Source organism: Enterobacter sp. Lyrl_3 (genome assembly GCF_051948675.1).
Classification (GTDB): Bacteria; Pseudomonadota; Gammaproteobacteria; order Enterobacterales; family Enterobacteriaceae; genus Enterobacter; species Enterobacter cloacae.
The window spans coordinates 146,912-169,754 of sequence record NZ_JAYJLI010000007.1; the positions used below are offsets into that span (position 1 = coordinate 146,912).

Below are 22,843 nucleotides of genomic sequence, written 5' to 3' on the forward strand. Positions count from 1 at the left end.
GTTCCCCTGCCGCTGCGGCAGGGGAGACCGATCAGAACGCCGTCTTACAAAAACCCGTCATCTCTTTCAGGCCCATCTCGCGGCCAAGCTCGGTCATCGGGTGGACCACCACCAGACCCCGTACGCTTTTCTTCAGCTTGCCCATATCGGCCTGCTCTTTTTTGGTAATGGCGCGGCGGTGCGGCATATTCATCAGCTTCTGCGCTTCTTTACTCAGCTTCTGGCTTTTCACTTCGCGCAGGCGCTCGATCTCCGCTTCCAGCTTCGCGGTCTCTTTCTCAAGCTCGGCGTACTTCTCGGCGGAGTCTACCAGCGAGAGACCGGCCATCTGATGGCGGATCAGATCCAGACGGTCGCTCAGGCGTTTAATTTCGTTCTTTTCGACTTCTTTCATGACAAATAACTCTGAAAACGGGGAATTTAGAGGGAAGGATACACCAATGTGAGCAGGCTTACTTCTGAAACGCTTTTTTTAAGCTGATTCGGGAAATCAGCTCAGTCAGGGAAAGAACCATCGTGGAACGGACAACCTGTTGATAACGCAGCTTTTGCATGGCGTACAGTTCCGGGTCGCTGTTATCAAAATGGGGGGCAGGGGGGAGCGCGGTAACGCAATGCAGCTCGCCGAAGGGGCCAAGGATCTCGTCATCGGTAAAGGTGTACTCATTACCGTCATGATTGAGCTCTTCGCGCAGTGCCATCAACAGCTCCGCATCTTCATACTCTTGCCGGTTCAGCACGCCAAGACCATAAATCAACTTCAGACGCACGGATAAATCGCCCAGCGGTCCGTCGCCGTCCAGTAACGGTTCTACAGCATATTTTACCGCGTAGTCGTCTTTGCGAAACACCTGAAGTACCAGGATATTCACCGCCTCGGTTAACAACTCGACGGCGGTAATCAGGAAACTTCGTACGGTTTTGCCAGCATTCAGACGCTCAAGCACACGATTTTCAAAGGCCTGGGTTTGTTCCATTATTGCCTGCATATCTGACAATCTGTAATCAGGGCGCAGGATTGCCTGCGCCTCACTGTGCATCATTTGGTTGCGTTATATGCGTTAACCGCCTCCGCAACCACATCGCTGTTGGCGTCCAGACCGGAAATCTGCGCCAGCGCAGCCTGTGCGCCCTGGTCATCAATCAGCTGAGCCAGCTCCTGCGCCTGCGGATCCTGCTCGCTGCGGTAGTGCATCGCGGCGGCAATCCCTTTCACCAGGTTGGCGTGCGGCAGGCCGTATTCCAGCGTACCCAGCAGCGGCTTAATCAGGCGATCGCCCGCGCTCAGCTTACGCAATGGCTGGCGGCCCACGCGCTCAACGTCATCTTTCAGATACGGGTTTTCAAAACGACCGAGGATTTTCTGGATGTATGCTGCGTGTTTATCAGCATCAAAACCGTAGCGTTTGATCAGCACCGCGCCGCTCTCTTCCATTGCCCCTTTTACCACCGCGCGGATCTTCTCGTCGAGGATCGCATCACGAATAGTCTGATGACCGGCCAATTTTCCGAGGTACGCGGTTATAGCATGACCCGTGTTCAGCGTGAAGAGTTTACGTTCCACAAATGCCATCAGGTTATCCGTTAATTCCATACCTGGAATGGTCGGCAGCGCGCCTTTAAATTGGGTTTTGTCCACGATCCACTCGCTGAAAGTTTCTACCGTCACTTCCAGCGGGTCGTTAGTTGCAGATTCTGACGGCGGAACGATACGGTCAACGGCAGAATCCACGAAGCCAACGTGCGCTTCAACCCAGGCTTTGTCTTCGTCCACAACGGCGGCCAGAACGTGGCCTTTCAGCTGTGTGGTGCCACGCACCATATTTTCACAGGCAATGATGTTCAGCGGGGTATCGATGCCCTGCGCTTTACGTTTTGCCAGGCCTTTTGCGACCGCAGGCGCGATGTGCTCAAGTACCACCGGGCCCACTGCGGTGGTCACCAGGTCAACGCTGGCGATGAGGTCGATAACATCGTCGCCAATGCTGCTTACCGCGTTGACGCCAGAGACCGTTTCAACCTGCTCGTTTTCTCCCACCACGTGTACCTGGTAGCTATGACGGGCATTCAGGGCATCCAGAACGACCTGATTCACATCGGCGAATGTCAGCGTAATGCCCGCGTCTGCCAGCAGTTTGCCGATAAAGCCACGACCGATATTACCTGCGCCAAAATGTAATGCTTTCATAGTGTTAACCTTTATCAATGTTTTTACCCGAGAGGGCTGGGGTGAGGAACGTATACCCCTCACCCTAGCCCTCTCCCCTAAGGGGAGAGGGAAGATACGCTGTTATTTGTTGAGGAGTGCCAGCACTTCTTCAACGCTTTCAGTCTGTGCCAGACGCTCGATGACGGACTCATCATCCAGCGCGTTGGTCAGGCTGGTAATCACCTGGATGTGCTCGTTATTGCGAGCGGCGATACCAATCACCAGACGGGCAATGTCGTCTTCTTCTTCACCGAAGCGCACGCCATCAGGATACTGGCAGAACACCACGCCGGTTTTGAGCACGCGGTCTTTCGCTTCCACCGTACCGTGCGGTACCGCGATGGATTCGCCCAGGTAGGTTGGCGTCAGTTTTTCGCGTTCCAGCATCGCGTCGACATATTCAGGCTGAACGTAGCCGCCTTTCACCAGCTGCTCACCGGCAAAGCGAATTGCCTCTTCTTTGGTGCTCGCGGTACGACCGAGGAAGATGTTCTCCGCGCCCAGCTTAAACAGGTGAGCATTGCTCTCGTCAAAGCTGTCCTGCAGGCTGGTCCGCACTTTCACTTCGTTGTCTTCGTGACGCTGTGCGGCCACCAGACGTTCAGTCAGGCTGGTGTACAGGCCGCTGTCGAGGAAGTTGGTCAGCGAAATATGCTGTGCCTGCGGTACCTGGCGCATGGCGCGTTCGGTCAGGTCACGGTGCGTAATCACCAGGTCAACATCCGGTGGCAGGCTGTTAATGGCGCTATTGGTCACTGAGATATTGGTCAGGCCTGCATCCTGCACTTTCTTACGCAGCACGCCGGCACCCATTGCGCTGGAACCCATACCGGCATCACAGGCAACGATGATTTTACGCACGTGGCTCAGGTCGTTAGAAACATCACCCGCTGACAGCGGCGTTGCGCCTTTGGACTCGGCTTTCATGTCGTGCATACGACGGGTGGCCGCTTCGATATCGTCATCTTCTTTCACTTTGCTGGTTTTCAGCAGGATAGAAGCGACCACGAAGGAAACTGCCATTGCCGCACAGATAGCCGCGATGTTAGCAAAATAGGCACCTTTCGGCGTCATCGCCAGTACCGCCAGGATAGAGCCCGGAGACGCCGGAGAAACCAGACCACCGTTCAGCACGCTCAGAGTGAACACACCGGTCATACCGCCGAGGATAACGGCCAGGATCAGACGTGGGTTCATCAGCACGTACGGGAAGTAAATTTCGTGAATACCGCCCAGGAAGTGAATGATAGCCGCACCGCCAGCAGACTGCTTCGCGCTGCCGCGACCAAAGAACATGTACGCCAGCAGAACGCCCATACCCGGACCCGGGTTCGCTTCAATCAGGAAGAAGATGGACTTGCCGAGGTCATGAGACTGCTGAATACCCAGCGGTGAGAAGATACCGTGGTTGATGGCGTTGTTCAGGAACAGGATTTTCGCCGGTTCAACAAAGATAGACGCCAGCGGCAGCATGTCGTGCGCCACCATGAAGTTAACGCCCGCCGCCAGAATCTTGGACAGGACTTCAACTGCCGGGCCAATGCCGAGGAACGCCAGAATCGCGAGGATCATCCCGATGATGCCCGCAGAGAAGTTGTTCACCAGCATCTCGAAGCCGGATTTGATTTTGCCATCAACCCAAACGTCGAATTTCTTAATCGCCCAGCCACCCAGAGGACCGGCGATCATCGCACCGAGAAACATCGGCATATCCGCACCGACGATAACACCCATGGTTGTGATGGCACCCACTACGCCACCACGGTCACCGCCCACCAGACGACCACCGGTATAACCGATGAGCAGCGGCAGCAGGTAAGTAATCATTGGGCCAACAAGTTTCGCCAGCGTTTCGTTAGGCAACCACCCTGTCGGAATGAATAATGCAGTGATGATACCCCACGCGATAAACGCGCCGATATTTGGCATCACCATATTGCTGAGGAAACGACCAAAGCTTTGAACTTTGATCTTGAAATCGGATGACATAAAACACCCCTTCTTCTGTTTACGCTTAGGCTTGCGGCCCGAGGTTTATTGTTAATGAGGCGGCAGAGGTAGCCGGGCCCTGTTCTGATGCTGTGAAATCTGGCACTGAATCGTTCAACTGTCCAGACGGCGAAAAATTGTGTGATCACAATCACGTAAATGCAGGGGGTGTGGCGGGAAATGAGGTGATCTGAATCACAAAACCACAGTCTAAAAAAAACACAATGGGGAGAAAATCGGCAAAACACCCCTGTTTTTGTGAGATGTATCACATTTAGTTGTCGCGAGTTTGTTTCTGAGTTGTGATTTAATTCACAAAAAATTTTTATGCGGATTTCTCCGGCTGTGATCGGCGGCAAATTCTGCCTGACGAATGAGCGTCACGATGGTTCTGGGCAACACGCAAAGCTAAAAAACCACTTTTCATGTGTGGTATGGCGAAAAGCGAAAACGTGGATTACGCTCATAATGTAAGGTTAAGTATATTATTATTCAGGATATATTTTGACACGTTTATAAACTTGCATGGAGATATTATAAAAACCGATACTCCCCGGCTCTGAAATAACCAGTCTACCTTTTATATTTAAAAATAAATTAATTAGGTTGCGTACTGTTTTATTAATTTAATGAGTTGACGTTGTTTAAGTGAGGAGAATATGTTTCTCAACTATTTTGCGCTGGGCGTATTGATTTTTGTTTTTCTGGTTCTGTTTTACGGAATCATCGCCATTCATGACATCCCCTATAACATGGCCAAAAAGCGTAATCATCCCCATGCCGATGCAATCCACACGGCGGGCTGGATTAGCCTGTTTACGCTCCATGCCATCTGGCCGTTCCTGTGGATCTGGGCCACGCTGTACCGGGAAGATCGCGGTTGGGGCATGCAAAACCACATCACCAAACCTGATGAGGTGCCGGGTATGGATGCGCTGGCCAAACGCGTGGCCGAATTAGAACAAAAGCTGGCAGCGGTACAGCCCACTGCTGATACGAAAACGCTGGAGCGCTAATTATGGATCTGTTGATTATTTTGACCTACGTGGCGTTTGCCTGGGCGATTTTTAAAATATTCCGTATTCCGGTCAACCAGTGGACGCTCGCCACCGCCACATTAGGTGGGGTATTTATTGTGGCGGGCCTCATTTTATTAATGAACTATAACCACCCGTATACGTTTACGGCGCAAAAAGCGGTTATTTCCATTCCGATTACGCCGCAGGTGACCGGCGTGGTCAGCGAAGTCACTGATAAAAATAACCAGCTTATTAAAAAAGGCGAAGTGTTATTTAAACTTGACCCGGGCCGCTATCAGGCACGGGTCGACAGACTGCAGGCCGACCTGGTGACCGCGACGCACAATATCGACGTGCTCAAAGCGCAACTGTCGGAAGCAGTAGCCAACACCACGCGCGTGTCCGCCGAGCGGGACCGTCTGTATAAAGATTACCAGCGCTATCTCAAAGGCAGCCAGGCGAAGGTAAACCCGTTCTCTGAAAGCGATATCGACAACGCGCGGCAGAACTATCTGGCTCAGGACGCGCTGGTAAAAGGTTCAGTGGCGGAACAGACGCAGATCAAAAGCCAGTTAGACAGCATGGTGAACGGCGAACAGTCGCAGATTGCCTCTTTACGCGCCCAGCTGGCCGAAGCCAAATACAACCTGGATCAGACCGTGGTACGTGCGCCGAGTAATGGCTACATCACCCAGGTGCTGATTCGCCCGGGGACGTATGCCGCCGCGCTGCCGCTGCGCCCGGTCATGGTCTTTATTCCTGAACAGAAACGCCAGATTGTGGCCCAGTTCCGTCAGAACTCGCTGCTGCGTCTGAAGCCGGGCGATGAAGCGGAAGTGGTGTTTAACGCCCTGCCGGGGCAGGTCTTCTCCGGCAAGCTCACCAGCATTCTGCCGGTGGTGCCAGGGGGCTCATATCAGGCGCAGGGGGCACTGCAATCGCTAACGGTAACACCGGGAACGGATGGCGTGCAGGCGCTGATAGAACTGGAGCCTAACGCCGACGTTGATGCGTTGCCGGACGGTATTTACGCGCAGGTGGCGGTCTATTCCGACCATTTTGCGCACGTCTCGGTGATGCGTAAAGTCCTGCTGCGTATGACCAGCTGGATGCACTATCTCTATCTTGATCATTAATCCTCGCCGGGCAGGAATGCGACATGCATACCTGCCCTTTTTTCAGCGCTTGATCCATACTGACTTTTTCTGGCATCAAGGATCAGGCAATGAAACTCATCGGCAGCTACACCAGTCCCTTCGTGCGAAAGATCTCGATTCTCCTGCTGGAGAAAGGGATTGAATTTGAATTCGTTAATGAACAGCCCTACAACGCCGAAAACGGCGTTGCGCAGTACAACCCGCTGGGGAAAGTCCCGGCGCTGGTAACGGACGAGGGCGAATACTGGTTTGATTCCCCAATTATCGCTGAGTACATCGAGCTGCTCGGCGTTGCGCCAGCCATGTTACCGGCAGATCCGAAGGCGGCCCTGGCAGTGAAGCAAATTGAAGCGCTGGCCGATGGCATCATGGATGCGGCGTTAACTTCCGTGCGCGAGCAGGCAAGGCCCGTTGCTCAGCAGTCGGAAACGGAGCTGCTGCGCCAGCGTGAGAAAATCAGCCGCAGCCTGGACAGGTGCGAGCAGCTCATCCAGGAGGGCAAAATAGCAACGGATAGCCTGAATCTGGCGACGATCGCTATCGCCTGCGCCATTGGTTATCTCAACTTTCGTCGCGTCTCCCCTGGCTGGTGCGTCGACCGTCCGCTGCTGGTGAAGCTCGCCGAAACGCTCTTCCAGCGCGAGAGCTTCGCCCGTACCGAACCGCCAAAGGCTTGACGCGGGTTATAACACTTCGCGTCAGGAGGCGGTACAATCCCTCCACATGTTAACTCCCTCTCCCGTCGGGAGGGGGGATGATATTTACTCGCCAGGCGCTTTCATGACTACTCATCACTCCCTGTACAGCCAGATCCCCGCTACCGACCGACTCCTTCGTGAACCCCTTATTCATTCCGCTGTCGAGCGGTTCGGTCATACCGCGACGGTTGAGATGTTACGTCTGCTTCAGGACGAGGCCCGGCGCCATATTCAGGCAGAAAATGCCTTGCCCGGCTGGTGCGTGGCGTGGGAGCAGGAGCTGGAACAGAGGCTGGTTGATAAAGGGCAAAGCGCGTTGCGCCCGGTGATTAACCTGACGGGGACTGTCCTGCATACCAATCTCGGGCGTGCGCAGCAGGCGGAAGAGGCGGTAGATGCCGTAACGCAGGCCATGCGTTCGCCTGTCACGCTGGAGTACGATCTCGACGGTGCAGGACGCGGGCATCGTGATCGGGCCCTGGCGGATCTGCTTTGCCAGCTCACCGGTGCTGAAGATGCCTGCATTGTGAATAACAACGCGGCGGCGGTCCTGTTGATGCTGGCAGCGACCGCCAGCGGCAAAGAGGTGGTCGTCTCGCGCGGCGAACTGGTGGAAATTGGCGGCGCGTTTCGCATCCCGGACGTGATGCGCCAGGCGGGCTGTACCCTGCATGAGGTGGGTACCACTAACCGGACCCATGCGAAAGATTATCGTGCGGCGGTGAATGAAAACACCGCCCTGCTGATGAAGGTCCACACCAGTAATTATCATATCGAAGGGTTCACTAAAACCGTTGAAGAGGCCGAGCTGGCGGCGATAGGCCAGGAGCTGAATGTGCCGGTCGTTGCCGATCTCGGTAGCGGCTCGCTGGTGGACCTGAGCCAGTATGGTCTGCCGAAAGAGCCGATGGTGCAGGAGATGATTGCGGCGGGCGTTAGCCTGGTCAGTTTTTCTGGTGATAAGCTGCTGGGCGGGCCGCAGGCCGGGATCATCGTCGGTAAGCGTGAATTGATTGCGAAACTGCAGCAGCATCCGCTGAAGCGCGCCCTGCGTGCCGATAAAATGACGCTTGCCGCGCTGGACGCGACACTGCGGCTCTATCTCCACCCGGAGAAACTGGCGGAACGCCTGCCAACGCTGCGTCTGTTAACGCGTGATGCCGCCTCGATTCGCGCGCAGGCCGAGTTACTGTTGCCCAATGTCGCGTCGCATTACGCCGATTTCGACGTGCGCATTGAGTCCTGCCAGTCGCAAATTGGCAGTGGCTCGTTACCAGTGGATCGGCTGCCCAGCGCGGCCCTGACCTTCACCCCGCGCGATGGCCGCGGCAGCAGGCTTGATGCGCTCTCTGCGCGCTGGCGTGCTCTGCCTACGCCGGTTATCGGGCGAATTTACGATGGCCGAATGTGGCTGGATCTACGCTGTCTTGAAGATGAAGAGCGATTTCTGGAGATGCTGTTGAAATGATTATTGCCACCGCCGGTCATGTTGACCACGGAAAAACCACCTTGTTGCAGGCCATCACGGGCGTGAATGCCGACCGCCTGCCGGAAGAGAAAAAGCGCGGTATGACCATCGATCTGGGTTATGCCTACTGGCCGCAGCCCGATGGCCGCGTGCTGGGCTTTATTGACGTCCCCGGACACGAAAAGTTTCTTTCCAACATGCTGGCGGGGGTCGGTGGTATTGACCATGCCCTGCTGGTGGTGGCCTGTGATGACGGCGTTATGGCGCAAACGCGTGAACACCTGGCGATCCTGCAGTTGACGGGCAACCCACAGCTAACCGTGGCGCTGACCAAAGCCGATCGTGTGGACGCGACGCGTATTAACGAGGTGCGCGAGGCGGTGCAGGCCACGTTGCGCGAATATGGCTTTACCGATGCTTCGCTGTTTGAAACAGTCGCCACAGAAGGGCGCGGGATCGACGCACTTCGCCACCATTTGCAGCAGCTTTCGTCGCGGGAACATGCCAGCCATCATCGCTTTCGTCTGGCCATCGACAGGGCGTTTACCGTTAAAGGTGCAGGTCTGGTGGTGACCGGTACCGCCCTGAGTGGGGAAGTGAAGGTGGGCGATACCGTATGGCTGACGGGTATTAACAAACCGATGCGGGTGCGCGGGTTGCATGCACAAAACCAGCCCGTTGATCATGCCCATGCCGGGCAGCGTATCGCCCTCAATATTGCCGGCGATGCGGAGAAAGCGCAGCTAAACCGCGGCGACTGGCTGCTGTCTGAGGCGCCGCCAGAACCGTCTGAGCGGGTGATTGTCTCCCTGCAGACGCATATCCCGCTCAGTCAGTGGCAGCCGCTGCATATCCACCATGCGGCCAGCCATATCACCGGGCGCGTGTCGCTGCTGGAAAACGATCTCGCTGAACTGGTTTTCGATACGCCACTCTGGCTGGCAGATAATGACCGTCTGGTGCTGCGTGATATCTCGGCGCGAGAAACGCTGGCCGGGGCGCGGGTGGTGGCGCTCAATCCGCCGCGTCGCGGGAAGCGTAAACCGGAGTATTTGCAGTGGCTGTCGGCACTGGCGCAGGCCAGTAACGACAAGGCTGCGCTGGAGGTGCATCTTGAACGCGGTGCGGTGAACCTGACCGACTTCGCCTGGGCACGACAGCTCAGCAACGAAGGCCTCCTCCCGCTGACCCAGCAGCCGGAATTTATCCAGGCCGGTAATAACCTGCTGAACGCGCCGGTTGCGGCGTGCTGGCAGCGAAAAGTGTTAAACACGCTTGCCACCTACCATGAACAGCATCAGGATGAACCTGGCCCGGGGCGCGAGCGCCTGCGTCGTATGGCGCTGCCAATGGAAGACGATGCGCTGGTGCTGTTGCTGATAGAAAACATGCGTGAAAGCGGCGTGATCAAAAGCCACCACGGCTGGCTGCATCTGCCGGATCACAAAGCCGGGTTCACCGCAGAGCAAGAGGCAATCTGGCAAAAAGCGGCCCCTCTGTTTGGCGATGAGCCCTGGTGGGTTCGCGATCTCGCCCGTGAAACGAATACCGACGAGCAGGTGATGCGCCAGGTATTGCGCCATGCCGCGCAGCAGGGGCTCATCGTTGCGATCGTGAAAGATCGTTATTACCGCAACGATCGTATCGTCGCGTTTGCCAGCCTGATCCGCGAACTGGATCAGGCGCGAGGCTCCACCTGTGCGGCTGATTTCCGCGATCGTCTGAACGTGGGGCGAAAGCTTGCCATTCAGATCCTGGAATATTTCAACCGCATCGGTTTTACCCGCCGTCGCGGTAACGACCATTTATTACGGGATTCGTTGCTCTTTCCAGAAACAGCGTGACCCCTGTCGTAAACACCACTCCCGGCTGGCGATAAAATCACCAGCCGGTACTACCCTTGTTGTACACCAACAGCAAGGAGACGGTCATGACAAACAATCCTCCCTCTTCACGCATTCAGCCAGGCGAGTACGGTTTCCCTCTCAAGCTAAAACCCCGTTATGACAACTTTATTGGCGGCGACTGGGTGGCACCCGTCGACGGCGAATACTATTCCAACCTGACCCCCGTCACCGGCCAGCCGCTGTGTGAGATAGCCAGCTCAGGCAAGCGCGATATCGATCTGGCGCTGGATGCGGCGCATAAAGCCAAAGATAAATGGGGACAGACTTCCGTGCAGGACAGGGCGGCGATCCTGTTCAAAATTGCCGACCGGATGGAGCAAAATCTTGAGCTGCTGGCGACGGCAGAAACCTGGGATAACGGCAAGCCGATCCGTGAAACGATGGCGGCGGATGTGCCGCTGGCGATTGACCACTTCCGCTATTTTGCCTCCTGTATTCGTGCTCAGGAGGGGGGAATCAGTGAAGTCGATAGCGACACCGTGGCGTATCACTTCCACGAGCCGCTGGGCGTGGTGGGGCAGATTATCCCGTGGAACTTCCCGCTGCTGATGGCGAGCTGGAAAATGGCGCCCGCGCTGGCGGCCGGGAACTGCATTGTGCTGAAACCGGCCCGCTTAACGCCGCTTTCAGTACTGCTGCTGATGGACATTATCGGTGACCTGCTGCCCCCGGGGGTGATTAACGTGGTCAACGGGGCCGGGGGGGAGATTGGGGAATATCTGGCGACCTCAAAACGCATCGCCAAAGTGGCGTTTACCGGCTCGACGGAAGTGGGTCAGCAGATCATGCAGTACGCCACCCAGAACATCATTCCGGTGACGCTGGAGCTGGGCGGAAAATCCCCGAACATCTTCTTCGAGGACGTGATGGCGGAAGAGGACGCCTTCTTCGATAAAGCGCTGGAAGGGTTTGCGCTGTTTGCCTTTAACCAGGGCGAAGTCTGCACCTGTCCAAGCCGCGCGCTGGTGCAGGAGTCCATCTATGAGCGCTTTATGGAACGGGCCATTCGCCGCGTGGAGTCGATCCGCAGCGGTAACCCGCTAGATAACGTGACGCAGATGGGCGCGCAGGTGTCGCATGGACAGCTGGAAACCATCCTTAATTACATTGATATCGGCAAAAAAGAAGGGGCGGATGTCCTGACCGGTGGACGCCGTAAAGTGCTCGGCGGCGATCTGCAGGAAGGGTATTACCTTGAGCCGACCATACTGTCTGGCAAAAACAATATGCGCGTTTTCCAGGAGGAAATTTTTGGACCGGTGCTGGCCGTGACCACCTTCAAAACGATGGAGGAGGCGCTGGAGATTGCCAACGATACGCCGTATGGCCTGGGGGCAGGCGTCTGGAGCCGCAACGGCAATCTGGCGTATAAAATGGGCCGGGGGATCCAGGCCGGACGCGTATGGACCAACTGTTATCACGCCTACCCGGCGCACGCGGCCTTTGGGGGCTATAAGCAGTCAGGCATCGGGCGTGAAACGCACAAAATGATGCTGGAACATTATCAGCAGACGAAATGCCTGCTGGTCAGCTACTCCGATAAACCGCTGGGGCTGTTCTAGTCATCCAGCTCAGGCCGTCCGTGGGCGGCCTGAGCTATTTGCTGGCGAAGATTATTCAGGACGCCATCCAGAACATATTGCACGCGCCATGGCTGGTATTCACGCTTGCGGAAGATGGCCGTCAGATCCAGCCACCACTCTTCCTGATGCGGGAAGCAGGGAACCAGTGAACCGTTTTTTAACTCTTTTCTCAGGCTCTCTTTCGGCGCAAAGACGATACCGAGATTATTCCTCGCCAGCTCCAGGGCAGTTTGCGTATTGTCGCAAATATAATTCCCGGTAACCCGGTAATCCTGTACATCATCACTGCCATGAACGCGGAACCGCCAGATGTTAGCATCATCCACCAGCATGGAGTCGATTAAAATACAGGAATGATGAATTAAATCTTCCGGGCCGTTTAACGGGTGCTGATTTAAATACTCCTCGGTCGCGAAGGCGGTAACGGAATATTGGGTTAATACACTTGCGACCAGACTTTCATCTTTCGGCTGAGCATAGGTAATTAAAATATCGCAGTCATCCGGAAAGGTCACCCCCTCAGAAAATTCATTGCGATCCAGATTGTATGTTTTCAGCGAAATACGAATATCGCCAATATCTTTTATCTGGTGGATCACATGACGAGAGAGATAGGTCACGATGCCTGTCGGGGCGTAAATCGTCACCTTTCCACGCTTTTCATGCTTATAATCGGCAATAAAATTAATAAGCTGACTATTTTTATCCAGCGTGGCGTTCACGTAAGGAAGCAAGGCTTCACCAAACTGCGTTAGCGCAAGCTGACGGGTGGTGCGCTCAAAGACCTTGAGACCGACTCGTGTTTCAAAATCAGAGAGATATTTACTGACGTTGGCCTGTGCCATGCCCAGCAGGGCGGCGGCGTCGCCAATGCTGTGGGTAGCGGCGATGACGGAAATTATTTTTAATTCACGGGGTTTTAGTTGTAATTTATTCATCATGCCCACCCATCTATATGATTTTATATATAATATTATATAAACAGCGGCGTTGCATACGCAAATTTGTAACCATTATTATTCGCCTCGCTTGTTCGGCGTTTAAATGGATTACATGGAATGACTATTAAAAACAATTTACTCATCGCTGCCACGTTATTTGCGACCTCATCCGCAATGGCCGGTGACTTTTCACTTGGCGCGGGGGCTGTATTTAATGAGTCACCTTATAAAGGGTATAATGAAAATACCACCGCGGTTCCGTTAATTAGCTATGAAGGTGACCGATTCTATGTGCGCCAGACCACAGGTGGATGGATCCTGTGGAAAGACGAAAAAAATGAATTTAGCCTGACCGCGTCGTGGATGCCGCTGCATTTTGATCCCGACGATAACGACGACCCTCAGATGAAACATCTGGATGAGCGTAAAGCGTCTGCTTTACTGGGTGGCGCCTATTACCGCCATGAAAACTGGGGCTCGCTGAAAGTGGCCGTTTCCGGCGATGCGATGGATGAAAGCGGTGGCGTAGTCGGTGAGATTTCGTACTTCCGCCCCCTCCGCATGGAACGCCTCACGCTGACGCCATCTGTGGGCATTTTCTACAGTGACGAGAGCTATAACGACTACTACTACGGGGTTTCCGGCAGCGAGTCTCGCCGCTCAGGTCTCAATGAATACGCCGCAGGTGACAGCTGGACGCCATACGTGGGTCTGGCGGCAAAATATCAGTTAACCCAGAACCTGTTCCTTAACGCCAGCGCGGTTTATACCGTATTGCCTGACGACGTGAAGAACAGCCCGATGATCGACCGCGACGACAGCTTCGCGCTGATGACCGGGCTGAGCTGGCGCTTCTGATGCTGTAACGCCGGGTGGCGGCTTCGCCTTACCCGGCGTTGTGATAGCGCCTGTATTTTGATCTGCAATTTACCTGTTCCGCCTTTCTTTTTGCGTTGCTCCTTCCTGTTCAGACAAAACCCGGCTGCGTTTGCATTTCCTTTCGTCTATTGTCATCTGCACCAGTAGCGATGGTGTGTATGATGTGTATAATCATGGAAGGATTGGAATGTGAAAAGTGCGGATGTCATTACTGTTCTGGTCAGGCATGGCTGGAAATGTGTAAGAACGAAAGGAAGCCATCATCAGTTTCGCCACCCAGTGCATGCGGGGTTGGTGACCGTTCCACATCCCAAAAAGGACATAAAACCCGGCACCCTCGCGCAAATCTGGCGGCAGGCGGGAATCAAACACTGATATCAGGAGTAGTTATGTTTTATCCGGCTTACATTCATTCTGATCCCGACGGTAGCGCCAGCGGTTTTTTTCCTGACGTTCCTGGTTGTTTTTTTGCCGGCAATTCTCTGGATGATGCTTTTCAGGATGCACGTGATGCACTGACAGCTCACTTCGAAGCGCTATTTGAAATGGATGAAGAGTTACCTCTCCCTGGCAATGTTGAAGCACATCTTGAAGCCACACCGGGTGATTTTATCGGCGGACAATGGTTGCTTGTAGATATCAATATGAAGCAATTCGACGGTAAGGCCGAGCGTATCAATATCACCCTGCCTCGTCGATTGCTGGTGAAAATTGATTCTTTTGTGAATGAGCATCCGCAGTTTAGTAACCGAAGCGCTTTTCTTGCTGAGGCAGCGCGTCGCGTGCTGCCTTAACGATCCCTCTCCCGTGGGAGAGGGTTGGGGTGAGGGCATCAGGCCGCAGATATTCAGTCTTCATCCACCCAAATGCGCATTTCCCCTTCTCCCCGGTTAGCCCAGCTAAACCACGGAATAAAGGTCAACGTTTTGGGTTGACGTTGCACCGCAGGACGGTCGTACTGCCATAACGCCTCCGATCCCGCTTCTGCGGCGTCATGCGTGACACCTTCCGCCTGAATCAGCATCTTATGAGCGAAAATTCCTTTACCCTCGAAAACCCGGAATTCACTGTCGGCAGGCAGGGCAAGATTATGCAGGTTGGCGCCATTGTCGGCTTCTTCCAGGCAGTAGACCAGCGGACCGCGCTGCAGCGCGACCTTTCCGGCCTGCTGACGAACCTGTGGGTGACCGTACACGCGGCGGACCGGCATCGATAAGGTTAGCGTGAGCGTATCGCCCTCCTGCCAGCGACGGGTGAGGTGAAGATAGCCCCGTGATACCTCGCCCGTCATGCCTTCTCCGTTCAGCGACACGTGAGGATTTGCGCACCAGTCCGGTAGTCGCAGGGCCAGGGTGTGCGTCACCGGTACGGGCGAGGCGATCTCAATGTTGACCTCTTCCTGCCACGGATAATTACCGCTGATCCGCAGCTTAAGCGTCTCATCGCCCACCGGGATGGTGACCTCATTCCCTACGTAGAGATTAATGAAAAGCGCATCCGGGCGAACGGTGTAAATGTAATGCCCCAGCGACGTCAGCACGCGGGCGATATTCGGCGGGCAACAGGCGCAGCCGAACCAGCGCTGACGAACCGGTTTGACGTGGTCATAGATGTGGTTAAAGGCCAGCGTCCTGGGGTGCACTTCCAGCGGGTTAACATAGAAGAAATGCTTACCGTCCAGCGCCATGCCGCCCAGCACCGTGTTGTACAGGGCGCGCTCCATCACGTCGGCGTAGCGGCTATCCGCTTCCATCTCCAGCATCCGACGGGCAAACATCATCAGGCCAATCGAGGCGCAGCTTTCGGCATACACCGTATCGTTGGGCAGATCGTAATCGCTGCTGAAGGCTTCACCGCTACTTTGCGAACCAATCCCGCCGGTAATGTACAACTGGCGCTGCGCCATGTTGTTCCACAGGCGTAAGCAGTCCTGACGTTTTGCGTCGTCTTTGCTCAGACGAGCCAGGTGTGCCATACCCGCCATCAGGTAGACAAAACGCACCGCATGGCCAATCGCTGTTTGTTGTTCAGCAAGCGGTTGATGCGCCTGGCTGTAAGCTTTGTCCTTGACCATCCATGCCGGGCCGTAGGTGTGCCAGTACGATGTTCTGCCGCGCTTCTCGTATTCGATATCATAGAAGTGAGGCTGCGTACCGCGCGCCTCAATAAAGTATTTCACCAGGTTCAGGTAGCGTGGCTCCTGAGTAACGTCGTACAACCGCATCAGGGCCAGTTCGATTTCCGGGTGGCCCGGATAGCCGTGAAGCTGGCCTTCCCGGGGGCCGAAAACGGTGTCGATATGATCTGCCAGTTTGCACACCACCTCCAGCAGCCGGCGTTTTCCGGTGCCCTGAAAATACGCCACGCCAGCTTCGATCATATGCCCGGCGCAGTAAAGCTCGTGGCACTCGGCCAGATTTGTCCAGCGTTCGTCGGGCGCTTTGACGGTGAAGTACGTATTGAGATAACCATCTTCACACTGCGCCGCGGCGATCAGTTCAATCACCTCATCGGCGGTTTTTTCCAGTTCAGCATCGGGTTTCTGACACAGCGACCACGCCACGGCTTCCAGCCATTTCGCCACGTCACTGTCCTGAAATACCATGCCGTAGAACTCACCTTCTTCAAGACCTGCCGCAATGCGGAAGTTGGTGATGGCATGACTGGGCTCGGCTTCTGCCACGCGATCGTTGAGCGCATCCCACTGATAGGGGATGACCACATCACGCACCAGCCGCTGATACTGGCCAAGAAACGGATCGTTGATTTTCAGGTTATGCAGGTCGGCTTCCATTATGGACATCACGTTCTCCTCAGGACGGTACATGACGCTGGCGCAAATCGGTGGCAATGCGCGACATCATCGGATTGTTGAGTCTGCACCAGCGGATTGAGACCGCCAGCAGCAGGTGGAAAAGGGCAGGGAGCAGCGTCTCCATGGCGGTAATGCCCTGCAGCGAGGCGGGCGTCTGGTTACCCGCTCCTGGCTGATAGGCGACGGCGATAAACACCAGGCTGATGATCCCGGCGCTGGAGGCCCACGCCAGCTTGATGAAAAACAGGTTGAAGGCGAAGTTCATGCCCGACGATCGCACGCCGGTCTTCCACTCGCCGTAGTCGTCGGCAAAAGCCATCAGCGAAAAGTGCAGCGGCAGGGTAAAGCCCAGGATGACGCCGTTACTCAGAATTACGATCAGCCAGAGCGTCTGATGCGCCGGGCCGCCGGGCAGGAACCACATGCCAGCCGCGATCGCGGCGAGCACCAGGTTGGTGTAGTAGTAGAGTTTGACCGTATCAATACGGCGAGAGAGGGGGCTGACGATCACCGCCCCGAGGATCGCTGCGAAGGTCACCATGGTGAAAAACAGCGAGGTGTAGGCGGTGCTGCCCTGAAGCACATAGGTGATGAAGTACATGTATCCGCCGCCACGGATATTGAAGACGTTGATCAGCAAAAACGACATCACCAGCATCAGCAGCAGCTGGTCATTTTTGCGCAGCCCTGCCAGGTGTTCGCGCAGGGTGAATTTACCCATCAGCGCCAGTGGGACGCGTTCACGGACCCAGAAGAAGCAGCAGAGAAACATCACCACGGCGAGGGTGCACAGGACGCCAACGCCCAGCTGATAACCCCGGGCGGCGTTGCCTTGCCCCAGCGCTGCCACCAGCCACGGCAGGCCGACGGAGACCAAAAATCCCGCAACGCCGCACAGCACAAAGCGCCATGACTGGCAGGAAATGACCTCGCTGTGGCGGGTGGTCATGGTGTTGATCAGCGCGCAGTAGGGCACGTTGATGGCGGTATAGCCGACGGACAGCAGCAGGTAGGTGCCGAATGCCCACGCAATTTTCACGCCCATGCTGGCTTCAGGTACGGTGAAGGTCAGCACGCCGATGATGCCAATAGGGAATGCCACCCACAGCTGCCAGGGACGAAAGCGCCCCCATCGGCTTTGGGTGCGGTCGGCAATCACGCCCATGACAGGGTCAGAAATCGCGTCAAATACGCGCAGGGCAATAAACAGCGTGCCGACAAGCGCCGGGGTCAGGCCAAAAATATCGGTATAGAAAAAGGTCAGGAAATTCATTATCAGGCAGGTAATGACCGTGCCGCCCGCGTCGCCCAGGCCGTAGCCAATTTTTTCGCGAACGGACAAACGTTCTTCTCTCACCCGTTGTGCAACGTCAGACTCGGTAATCGGTGTGGAAGTCATGAGATAACTCCTCGGTAATCGATTTTTATCGTATTTGTGCAAGGTACCTCATTCATTCTGCACTGAACGCAAAGGGCAACAAGGGAAGGGAAAAGTATAAAAAGATGACGATTCCGACCTGATGAAGAAAGTGTGAGTTTGATCGGGCAGCTATAACGTTAATTGTTAATAATCAATGGATAAGTCAATTAAATGCGGCAATAAAAGCGGAATGGTGAATATCCATGCTCGAATTATCCATAGCGCTTCCGATTAAAGTGCAAAACGGCGGATTGTTTATTTCGCGGGGCGTGGGTCGCCACCCGGCGCGTAAATTAACGTCGTGGGAAATCATTTTCGTCGAAAAGGGGACATTAACGATCCAGGAGGAGAACCGTCTTTTTGAGGTGAAGGCGGGGGAGAGTTTATTGCTCTGGCCGAAGCGGCGGCATGTGGGTACAGAAGATTTTCCGGCCGATCTGCGATTTTACTGGCTGCATTTTGAGGTGAAACCTGGGCCTTCCGCTTTGCCGGAGGCTTCTCCGCTGACCATTGAACAACATTGCTGCGTGAGGGATGTCCCGTCGGTGATTGCGCTTTTTCGCCAGTTCCTCAGCGAGCAGGAAAAATTACAGCGCAGCGTGGCGCTGGAAATGCTTTTGCTACTGATTTTGCAGCAAATATCCCTCTCAGCAGGGTATGAGGACCGCCCCGATGAGGCCGGTGCAGCACTGGCCTGGAAGGCAAAACAGCTTATTCGCACGCAGTTTCATTTACCGCTCTCCACCTCGCTGCTGGCAAAATCGCTGCACTGTAATGCCGATTACCTGGGGCGCGTGTTTCGTCGGACATTTCATTTAACCCTGACGGAGGCGATTCATCGCCAGCGCGTCAGGGCGGCAGAAAAAATGCTGCTGAATGACTCAGCGTCATTAACGGAAGTGGCCACCCGCTGCGGTTTTAACGACGTGGGGTATTTCCGGCAGATATTTTCGAAGCATACCGGGTTAACACCCGCCGTCTGGAAACGGCGGTACTGTAAAGAACACATTAATTCCGGTTGATCACTGCCCGTAATAGGCATGCGCACCGTGCTTGCGCAGATAATGTTTGTCGAGCAGTTCCTGCTGCATAACCGGAAGCTGCGGCGCAAGCTGGCGCGAAAACAGGCCCATGTACGCGCACTCTTCCAGCACCACGGCGTTGTGTACCGCATCGGCGGCATCTTTACCCCATGCGAACGGTCCGTGGGAGTGCACCAGCACTGCCGGGATCTGCATGGGGCTGATGTCGCGCTCTTCAAAGGTTTTGATGATCACTTCACCGGTCTGATACTCGTAGTCTCCTGCGATCTCCGCCGTGGTCATCCGCCGCGTGCAGGGGATCGCGCCGTAGAAGTAGTCCGCATGCGTCGTGCCCCATGCGGGCAGATCCTGACCTGCCTGAGACCAGATGGTGGCATGGCGGGAATGGGTATGGACGATGCCGCCAATCTCCGGGTAGCGACGGTACAGCGCAAGATGGGTAGGCGTGTCTGACGACGGTTTCATGCTGCCCTCGACCACCTCACCGGTGGCAATATTCACCACCACCATATCCTCCGCCGTCATCACGTCATACTCCACGCCGGACGGTTTGATCACCATCAGACCGCTGTCGCGATCCACCGCGCTGACGTTACCCCAGGTGAAGGTCACCAGCTGGTGGGCGGGCAGTGCCAGGTTGGCTGCCAGCACCTCGGCTTTGAGTTGTTCTAACATGTCATGCCTCCTTCCTGCATACGGGCTTCAATCCAGCGGCGCGCCTGGATAATCTCCAGCACCGGCTCTTTTGCTTTTTCGGTCCACATTTCAATCAGAAACGCGCCGCGGTAGTTCAGCTTATTGAGCGTATTAAACACGCCAACGAAATCGACGCAGCCCTCGCCAAACGGCACGTCGCGGAACTGTCCTGGGCTTTGTGCCGTGACGGGCTGGGTATCTTTCAGGTGAATTGCCGCGATGCGGTCAATGCCCAGCGTCAGTTCGGCGGCCACATCGTTACCCCACGCGCTGAGGTTGCCGACATCCGGGTAAACGCTAAACCACGGCGAGGCCAGCATCTCGTCCCACTTTTTCCATTTGCTGATGGAGTTCATAAACGCGGTGTCCATGATCTCAACGGCCACCATCACCTGCGCGGCGGCGGCCTGCTCGACTGCCCATGCCAGCCCTTCGGCGAAGCGTTGCCGGGTGCCTTCATCATGCTCTTCGTAATACACGTCATACCCGGCCAGCTGGATGGTGCGAATACCCAAATCACGCGCCAGTTTAATGGCGCTGGACATGATCTCCCGGGCGCGGGCGCGCACGGTTTCGTCCCGGCTGCCAAACGGGAAGCGGCGGTGGGCAGACAGGCACATGGATGGGATCGACACACCGGTCTCCAGCATCGCTTCCACCAGCGATGCACGCTGTGTGGTGCTCCACGCCAGGCGCGACAGGCGTTCATCCGTTTCATCTACCGACATTTCAACAAAATCAAAGCCACAGCTTTTTGCCAGCACCAGGCGCTCCGGCCAGGTGAGGGATTTCGGCAGCGCTTTTTCGTAAATACCTAACGGATGCTGACGCATGATTACGCTCCCCAGATGTCGCCGATTTGCGAATGGAAGGCCTCGGCCACCTGCGGTGGATTGGCAGCGCCTGCCAGTGCGCGACCGGCGATAAAGGCTTTGACGTTGATCTGCTTAAACAGCGGCAGGTCGGCCGGGGTGATGCCGCCGGTGACGGACAGCTGCAAACCAATGTCGGAGAGCGCTTTCATTCGGGCGAGATCTGCCTCACCCCACTGCTGACCGCTGGCCTGCGCGTCGCGTCCCCGGTGGTAGATGGCCTGCTTCACGCCGATGCGGTGCCAGGCGCGGGCATCATCCAGCGTCCAGTTGCCAAACAGCTCCATCTGAATTTCCCCACCGCAGCGCATCGCCACCGCGTGACCTTTTTCAACCGTGGCCAGCGGCGCGGCGCAGATGATGGTCATCCAGTTCGCGCCTGCGCCAAACGCCTGCTCTGCCAGCGTTTCTCCGGCGTCGGCCACCTTCCAGTCCGCCACGAGGGTTTTCCCTGGACACTGCTCGCGTAACGCACGCACGGCGTTAAGCCCTTCGGTCAGACATAAAATGGTGCCCGCTTCGATAATATCGACGTGATCGGAAAGCCTGGCGACATCGCGCTGGGCAGCCTGAAGTGAGGTGTGGTCGAGCGCCAGCTGCAGTAATGGTCGGCTCATAGGTCGTGCTCCTTAACACGGGCGTGATAACCCTGTAGTGCTGAAATCAGTAACTGGTAGCGCTGATACTTGCGCTGATAGGCCGCATGGGCGTGCATGTCGGGTTCAATGACCCGAATGTCGTGTCTGAGCGCGTGCTGCGCTGCGTAAAAATCGGCATAAACGCCGGTGCCGACCAGGGCGGCCAGCGCCGCGCCGGAACAGCCAGTCTCTTCCACCTGCGGGAGCGCAATCGCCAGACCGCTGACATCCGCCAGCATCTGCATCCATACGTCAGAGTGGGTCGGGCCGCCGGTGACGCGTAGTGCCTGTACGTCGGTAAAGCGTTCGAGCATGCGGTTGAGATGGGTCATATGGCTGAACACCACACCTTCGTAAACTGCCTGTAAAAGATGCGCGCGAGTATGCAGCGCCTGCATGCCGTAGAAGCCGCTCGTCATCTCCAGCCCGGCGTTGCTGCCATAGAGAAACGGCAGAAAGAACAGATCGCTATCGGCTTTCGGCAGGCTGGCCACGGCGCGGTTGATCTCACTGAAAGACATTTCTCCCCACTGGGCAGTCAACCACTCAAGGTTGCCGGAAGAGGTGGGGCTGGCTTCGTGGACAATGTACTGCTGCGGGTGGACGTAACGCCCATAGACATAGGGATGCGGTTCGTTGTCCCGAAGCGCATTGGCAATCCCGCTGGTGACGGCCCAGGTGCCCATGACGGCGTTCAGCGTATGTTCGTCGTGCAGTCCGGCACAGATCGCGGTGGAAACCACATCAAACAGCCCACCAACGACGGGGGTTCCCGCCGCGAGACCGGTAAGTGCGGCAGCCTGAGCGGTGATTTCCCCGCAGATTTCCGCTGAACCGACAACGGGCGGCAGAGCGTTGTCGATTTCACTGATACCCAGCCAGCGCGTGATCTGCGGATCGTACTGGCCGGTGTTCATGTTGTAGAGATTGGATTCAGAGATGTTGCTTTCTTCGCAGCCTTTTGCGCCGGTGAGGCACCAGCGAAGGTAGTCGTGCGCCATCATCACGCAGCCAATCTGCTGATAGCGTTGTGGCTCATTCTCTTTGACCCAGCGTAGAAGAGAGGCCGGATGCCCGGTCCAGAGCGTCTGTCGCGTGTGCGGATAGAGCTTTTCGGGAATACCGTCCTGCTGCCAGCGCTGCACGATGTCCAGTGCCCGACGGTCTGAGGAGAGCATCGCATTGCCCAGGGGACGATCCTGTTTATCGAGAAGAAACAGCCCCTTGCCCTGCGCTGAAATGCCCACGCCTTTGATCTGCTCGCCGCTAACCCGGGCGTTGTTGAGCAGAAGAGCGACGGTGGTGTGACACTGCTGCCACAGCTGGTTCATGTCCCGCTCCGCATAGCCTGCTCGCGGGCTGAGCGTGGCAACCGTGCGGCGTTCAATACAGACTTCTTTGCCCTCGCGGGTGTATAAACCGGCTTTCAGATAAGTACCGCCACAATCGATACCCAGCCAGAAGGGTTCTTTTTCACTCATCTTTGACTCTCTCGTCTTGCTTCCTCTC

General features: G+C 55.9%; 21 protein-coding genes. 10 read left to right on the forward strand and 11 right to left on the reverse strand.

Annotated elements, in window-relative coordinates:
• Positions 1-31 precede the first annotated feature (31 nt).
• The 4 genes from VF709_RS14915 to VF709_RS14930 form a co-directional block, all read right to left on the reverse strand.
• Entirely contained in the window at positions 32-394 is a 363-nt protein-coding gene (locus tag VF709_RS14915) for a YibL family ribosome-associated protein (RefSeq protein WP_023621173.1), read from the reverse strand.
• 58 nt (positions 395-452) lie between these two features.
• Positions 453-1,043, reverse strand: a complete 591-nt coding sequence (gene mtlR, locus VF709_RS14920) for a mannitol operon repressor MtlR (protein WP_058661810.1) — start codon at positions 1,041-1,043, stop codon at positions 453-455.
• Positions 1,040-2,188 carry a mannitol-1-phosphate 5-dehydrogenase gene (gene mtlD / locus VF709_RS14925; RefSeq protein WP_440231853.1) on the reverse strand — a complete coding sequence of 383 codons (1,149 nt, stop codon included), beginning with the start codon at positions 2,186-2,188 and terminating at the stop codon, positions 1,040-1,042. Before mtlD ends, mtlR begins: the two co-directional genes overlap by 4 nt.
• A gap of 102 nt (positions 2,189-2,290) precedes the next feature.
• Positions 2,291-4,198, reverse strand: a complete 1,908-nt coding sequence (locus tag VF709_RS14930; protein ID WP_013094933.1) for a PTS mannitol transporter subunit IICBA — start codon at positions 4,196-4,198, stop codon at positions 2,291-2,293.
• Positions 4,199-4,857: 659 nt separating this feature from the next.
• Here VF709_RS14930 and VF709_RS14935 point away from each other — a divergent pair.
• From VF709_RS14935 to exaC, 6 genes are all read left to right on the forward strand, one after another.
• Entirely contained in the window at positions 4,858-5,214 is a 357-nt protein-coding gene (locus VF709_RS14935) for a DUF3302 domain-containing protein (protein WP_013094935.1), read from the forward strand.
• Between the two features lie 2 nt (positions 5,215-5,216).
• The gene (locus tag VF709_RS14940) at positions 5,217-6,353 is read left to right on the forward strand and encodes an HlyD family secretion protein (protein ID WP_013094936.1); all 1,137 of its coding nucleotides are present in this window, start codon (positions 5,217-5,219) and stop codon (positions 6,351-6,353) included.
• Positions 6,354-6,442: 89 nt separating this feature from the next.
• Positions 6,443-7,051, forward strand: a complete 609-nt coding sequence (locus tag VF709_RS14945) for a glutathione S-transferase (RefSeq protein WP_013094937.1) — start codon at positions 6,443-6,445, stop codon at positions 7,049-7,051.
• 103 nt (positions 7,052-7,154) lie between these two features.
• Positions 7,155-8,540: an L-seryl-tRNA(Sec) selenium transferase gene (gene selA / locus VF709_RS14950; RefSeq protein WP_149896752.1), complete on the forward strand. Its 1,386-nt coding sequence runs from the start codon at positions 7,155-7,157 to the stop codon at positions 8,538-8,540.
• Positions 8,537-10,384, forward strand: coding sequence for a selenocysteine-specific translation elongation factor (gene selB / locus VF709_RS14955; RefSeq protein ID WP_149896751.1), 1,848 nt, complete (start codon positions 8,537-8,539; stop codon positions 10,382-10,384). The genes selA and selB overlap by 4 nt, the downstream gene beginning before the upstream one ends.
• A gap of 86 nt (positions 10,385-10,470) precedes the next feature.
• A complete protein-coding gene (gene exaC / locus VF709_RS14960) occupies positions 10,471-12,009 on the forward strand; it encodes an acetaldehyde dehydrogenase ExaC (protein ID WP_020686520.1) in 1,539 nt (512 codons plus the stop codon).
• Here the strand turns inward: exaC and VF709_RS14965 are convergent.
• Positions 12,006-12,971 (reverse strand): LysR family transcriptional regulator, encoded by a 966-nt coding sequence (locus VF709_RS14965; protein ID WP_061771396.1) that lies wholly within the window; start codon positions 12,969-12,971, stop codon positions 12,006-12,008. The genes exaC and VF709_RS14965 overlap by 4 nt on opposite strands.
• Positions 12,972-13,088: 117 nt before the next feature.
• Here VF709_RS14965 and VF709_RS14970 point away from each other — a divergent pair, with 117 nt between their 5' ends.
• From VF709_RS14970 to VF709_RS14980, 3 genes are all read left to right on the forward strand, one after another.
• Entirely contained in the window at positions 13,089-13,829 is a 741-nt protein-coding gene (locus VF709_RS14970; protein ID WP_149896750.1) for a MipA/OmpV family protein, read from the forward strand.
• Positions 13,830-14,039: 210 nt separating this feature from the next.
• Positions 14,040-14,225, forward strand: coding sequence for a type II toxin-antitoxin system HicA family toxin (locus VF709_RS14975; protein WP_071843252.1), 186 nt, complete (start codon positions 14,040-14,042; stop codon positions 14,223-14,225).
• A 14-nt stretch (positions 14,226-14,239) separates the two neighbouring features.
• Positions 14,240-14,644 carry a type II toxin-antitoxin system HicB family antitoxin gene (locus VF709_RS14980; protein ID WP_013094943.1) on the forward strand — a complete coding sequence of 135 codons (405 nt, stop codon included), beginning with the start codon at positions 14,240-14,242 and terminating at the stop codon, positions 14,642-14,644.
• A 53-nt stretch (positions 14,645-14,697) separates the two neighbouring features.
• Here the strand turns inward: VF709_RS14980 and VF709_RS14985 are convergent, their stop codons facing one another.
• Complete coding sequence (locus VF709_RS14985; protein ID WP_187170723.1) at positions 14,698-16,653, reverse strand: glycoside hydrolase family 127 protein; 1,956 nt, start codon at positions 16,651-16,653, stop codon at positions 14,698-14,700.
• Positions 16,654-16,663: 10 nt separating this feature from the next.
• Entirely contained in the window at positions 16,664-18,064 is a 1,401-nt protein-coding gene (locus tag VF709_RS14990; RefSeq protein ID WP_020686524.1) for an MFS transporter, read from the reverse strand.
• Positions 18,065-18,288: 224 nt separating this feature from the next.
• Here VF709_RS14990 and VF709_RS14995 point away from each other — a divergent pair, with 224 nt between their 5' ends.
• Positions 18,289-19,107, forward strand: a complete 819-nt coding sequence (locus tag VF709_RS14995; RefSeq protein ID WP_020686525.1) for a helix-turn-helix domain-containing protein — start codon at positions 18,289-18,291, stop codon at positions 19,105-19,107.
• On the opposite strand, the gene araD is transcribed toward VF709_RS14995, so the two are convergent.
• The 4 genes from araD to VF709_RS15015 are packed head-to-tail and all read right to left on the reverse strand — an operon-like array spanning position 19,108 to position 22,815.
• On the reverse strand, positions 19,108-19,803 hold the full coding sequence (araD, locus tag VF709_RS15000) for an L-ribulose-5-phosphate 4-epimerase (protein ID WP_048972676.1): 696 nt from the start codon (positions 19,801-19,803) through the stop codon (positions 19,108-19,110). It lies immediately after the preceding gene.
• Positions 19,797-20,657: an L-ribulose-5-phosphate 3-epimerase gene (locus VF709_RS15005; protein WP_020686527.1), complete on the reverse strand. Its 861-nt coding sequence runs from the start codon at positions 20,655-20,657 to the stop codon at positions 19,797-19,799. Before VF709_RS15005 ends, araD begins: the two co-directional genes overlap by 7 nt.
• A 2-nt stretch (positions 20,658-20,659) precedes the next feature.
• Positions 20,660-21,313 (reverse strand): 3-keto-L-gulonate-6-phosphate decarboxylase UlaD, encoded by a 654-nt coding sequence (ulaD, locus tag VF709_RS15010; RefSeq protein ID WP_149896748.1) that lies wholly within the window; start codon positions 21,311-21,313, stop codon positions 20,660-20,662.
• Entirely contained in the window at positions 21,310-22,815 is a 1,506-nt protein-coding gene (locus VF709_RS15015) for an FGGY-family carbohydrate kinase (RefSeq protein WP_187170721.1), read from the reverse strand. Before VF709_RS15015 ends, ulaD begins: the two co-directional genes overlap by 4 nt.
• Positions 22,816-22,843 lie beyond the last annotated feature (28 nt).

Coding starts and splice junctions, on each gene's coding strand:
- VF709_RS15015 (WP_187170721.1), bottom strand. CDS start 22,815: ATGAGTGAAAAAGAACCCTTCTGGCTGGGTATCGATTGTGGCGGTACT.
- mtlD (WP_440231853.1), bottom strand. CDS start 2,188: ATGAAAGCATTACATTTTGGCGCAGGTAATATCGGTCGTGGCTTTATC.
- selA (WP_149896752.1), top strand. CDS start 7,155: ATGACTACTCATCACTCCCTGTACAGCCAGATCCCCGCTACCGACCGA.
- VF709_RS14965 (WP_061771396.1), bottom strand. CDS start 12,971: ATGATGAATAAATTACAACTAAAACCCCGTGAATTAAAAATAATTTCC.
- VF709_RS14985 (WP_187170723.1), bottom strand. CDS start 16,653: ATGTCCATAATGGAAGCCGACCTGCATAACCTGAAAATCAACGATCCG.
- VF709_RS14930 (WP_013094933.1), bottom strand. CDS start 4,198: ATGTCATCCGATTTCAAGATCAAAGTTCAAAGCTTTGGTCGTTTCCTC.
- araD (WP_048972676.1), bottom strand. CDS start 19,803: ATGTTAGAACAACTCAAAGCCGAGGTGCTGGCAGCCAACCTGGCACTG.
- selB (WP_149896751.1), top strand. CDS start 8,537: ATGATTATTGCCACCGCCGGTCATGTTGACCACGGAAAAACCACCTTG.
- exaC (WP_020686520.1), top strand. CDS start 10,471: ATGACAAACAATCCTCCCTCTTCACGCATTCAGCCAGGCGAGTACGGT.
- VF709_RS14970 (WP_149896750.1), top strand. CDS start 13,089: ATGACTATTAAAAACAATTTACTCATCGCTGCCACGTTATTTGCGACC.
- mtlR (WP_058661810.1), bottom strand. CDS start 1,043: ATGATGCACAGTGAGGCGCAGGCAATCCTGCGCCCTGATTACAGATTG.
- VF709_RS14945 (WP_013094937.1), top strand. CDS start 6,443: ATGAAACTCATCGGCAGCTACACCAGTCCCTTCGTGCGAAAGATCTCG.
- VF709_RS14990 (WP_020686524.1), bottom strand. CDS start 18,064: ATGACTTCCACACCGATTACCGAGTCTGACGTTGCACAACGGGTGAGA.
- VF709_RS14940 (WP_013094936.1), top strand. CDS start 5,217: ATGGATCTGTTGATTATTTTGACCTACGTGGCGTTTGCCTGGGCGATT.
- ulaD (WP_149896748.1), bottom strand. CDS start 21,313: ATGAGCCGACCATTACTGCAGCTGGCGCTCGACCACACCTCACTTCAG.
- VF709_RS14915 (WP_023621173.1), bottom strand. CDS start 394: ATGAAAGAAGTCGAAAAGAACGAAATTAAACGCCTGAGCGACCGTCTG.
- VF709_RS14995 (WP_020686525.1), top strand. CDS start 18,289: ATGCTCGAATTATCCATAGCGCTTCCGATTAAAGTGCAAAACGGCGGA.
- VF709_RS14980 (WP_013094943.1), top strand. CDS start 14,240: ATGTTTTATCCGGCTTACATTCATTCTGATCCCGACGGTAGCGCCAGC.
- VF709_RS14935 (WP_013094935.1), top strand. CDS start 4,858: ATGTTTCTCAACTATTTTGCGCTGGGCGTATTGATTTTTGTTTTTCTG.
- VF709_RS15005 (WP_020686527.1), bottom strand. CDS start 20,657: ATGCGTCAGCATCCGTTAGGTATTTACGAAAAAGCGCTGCCGAAATCC.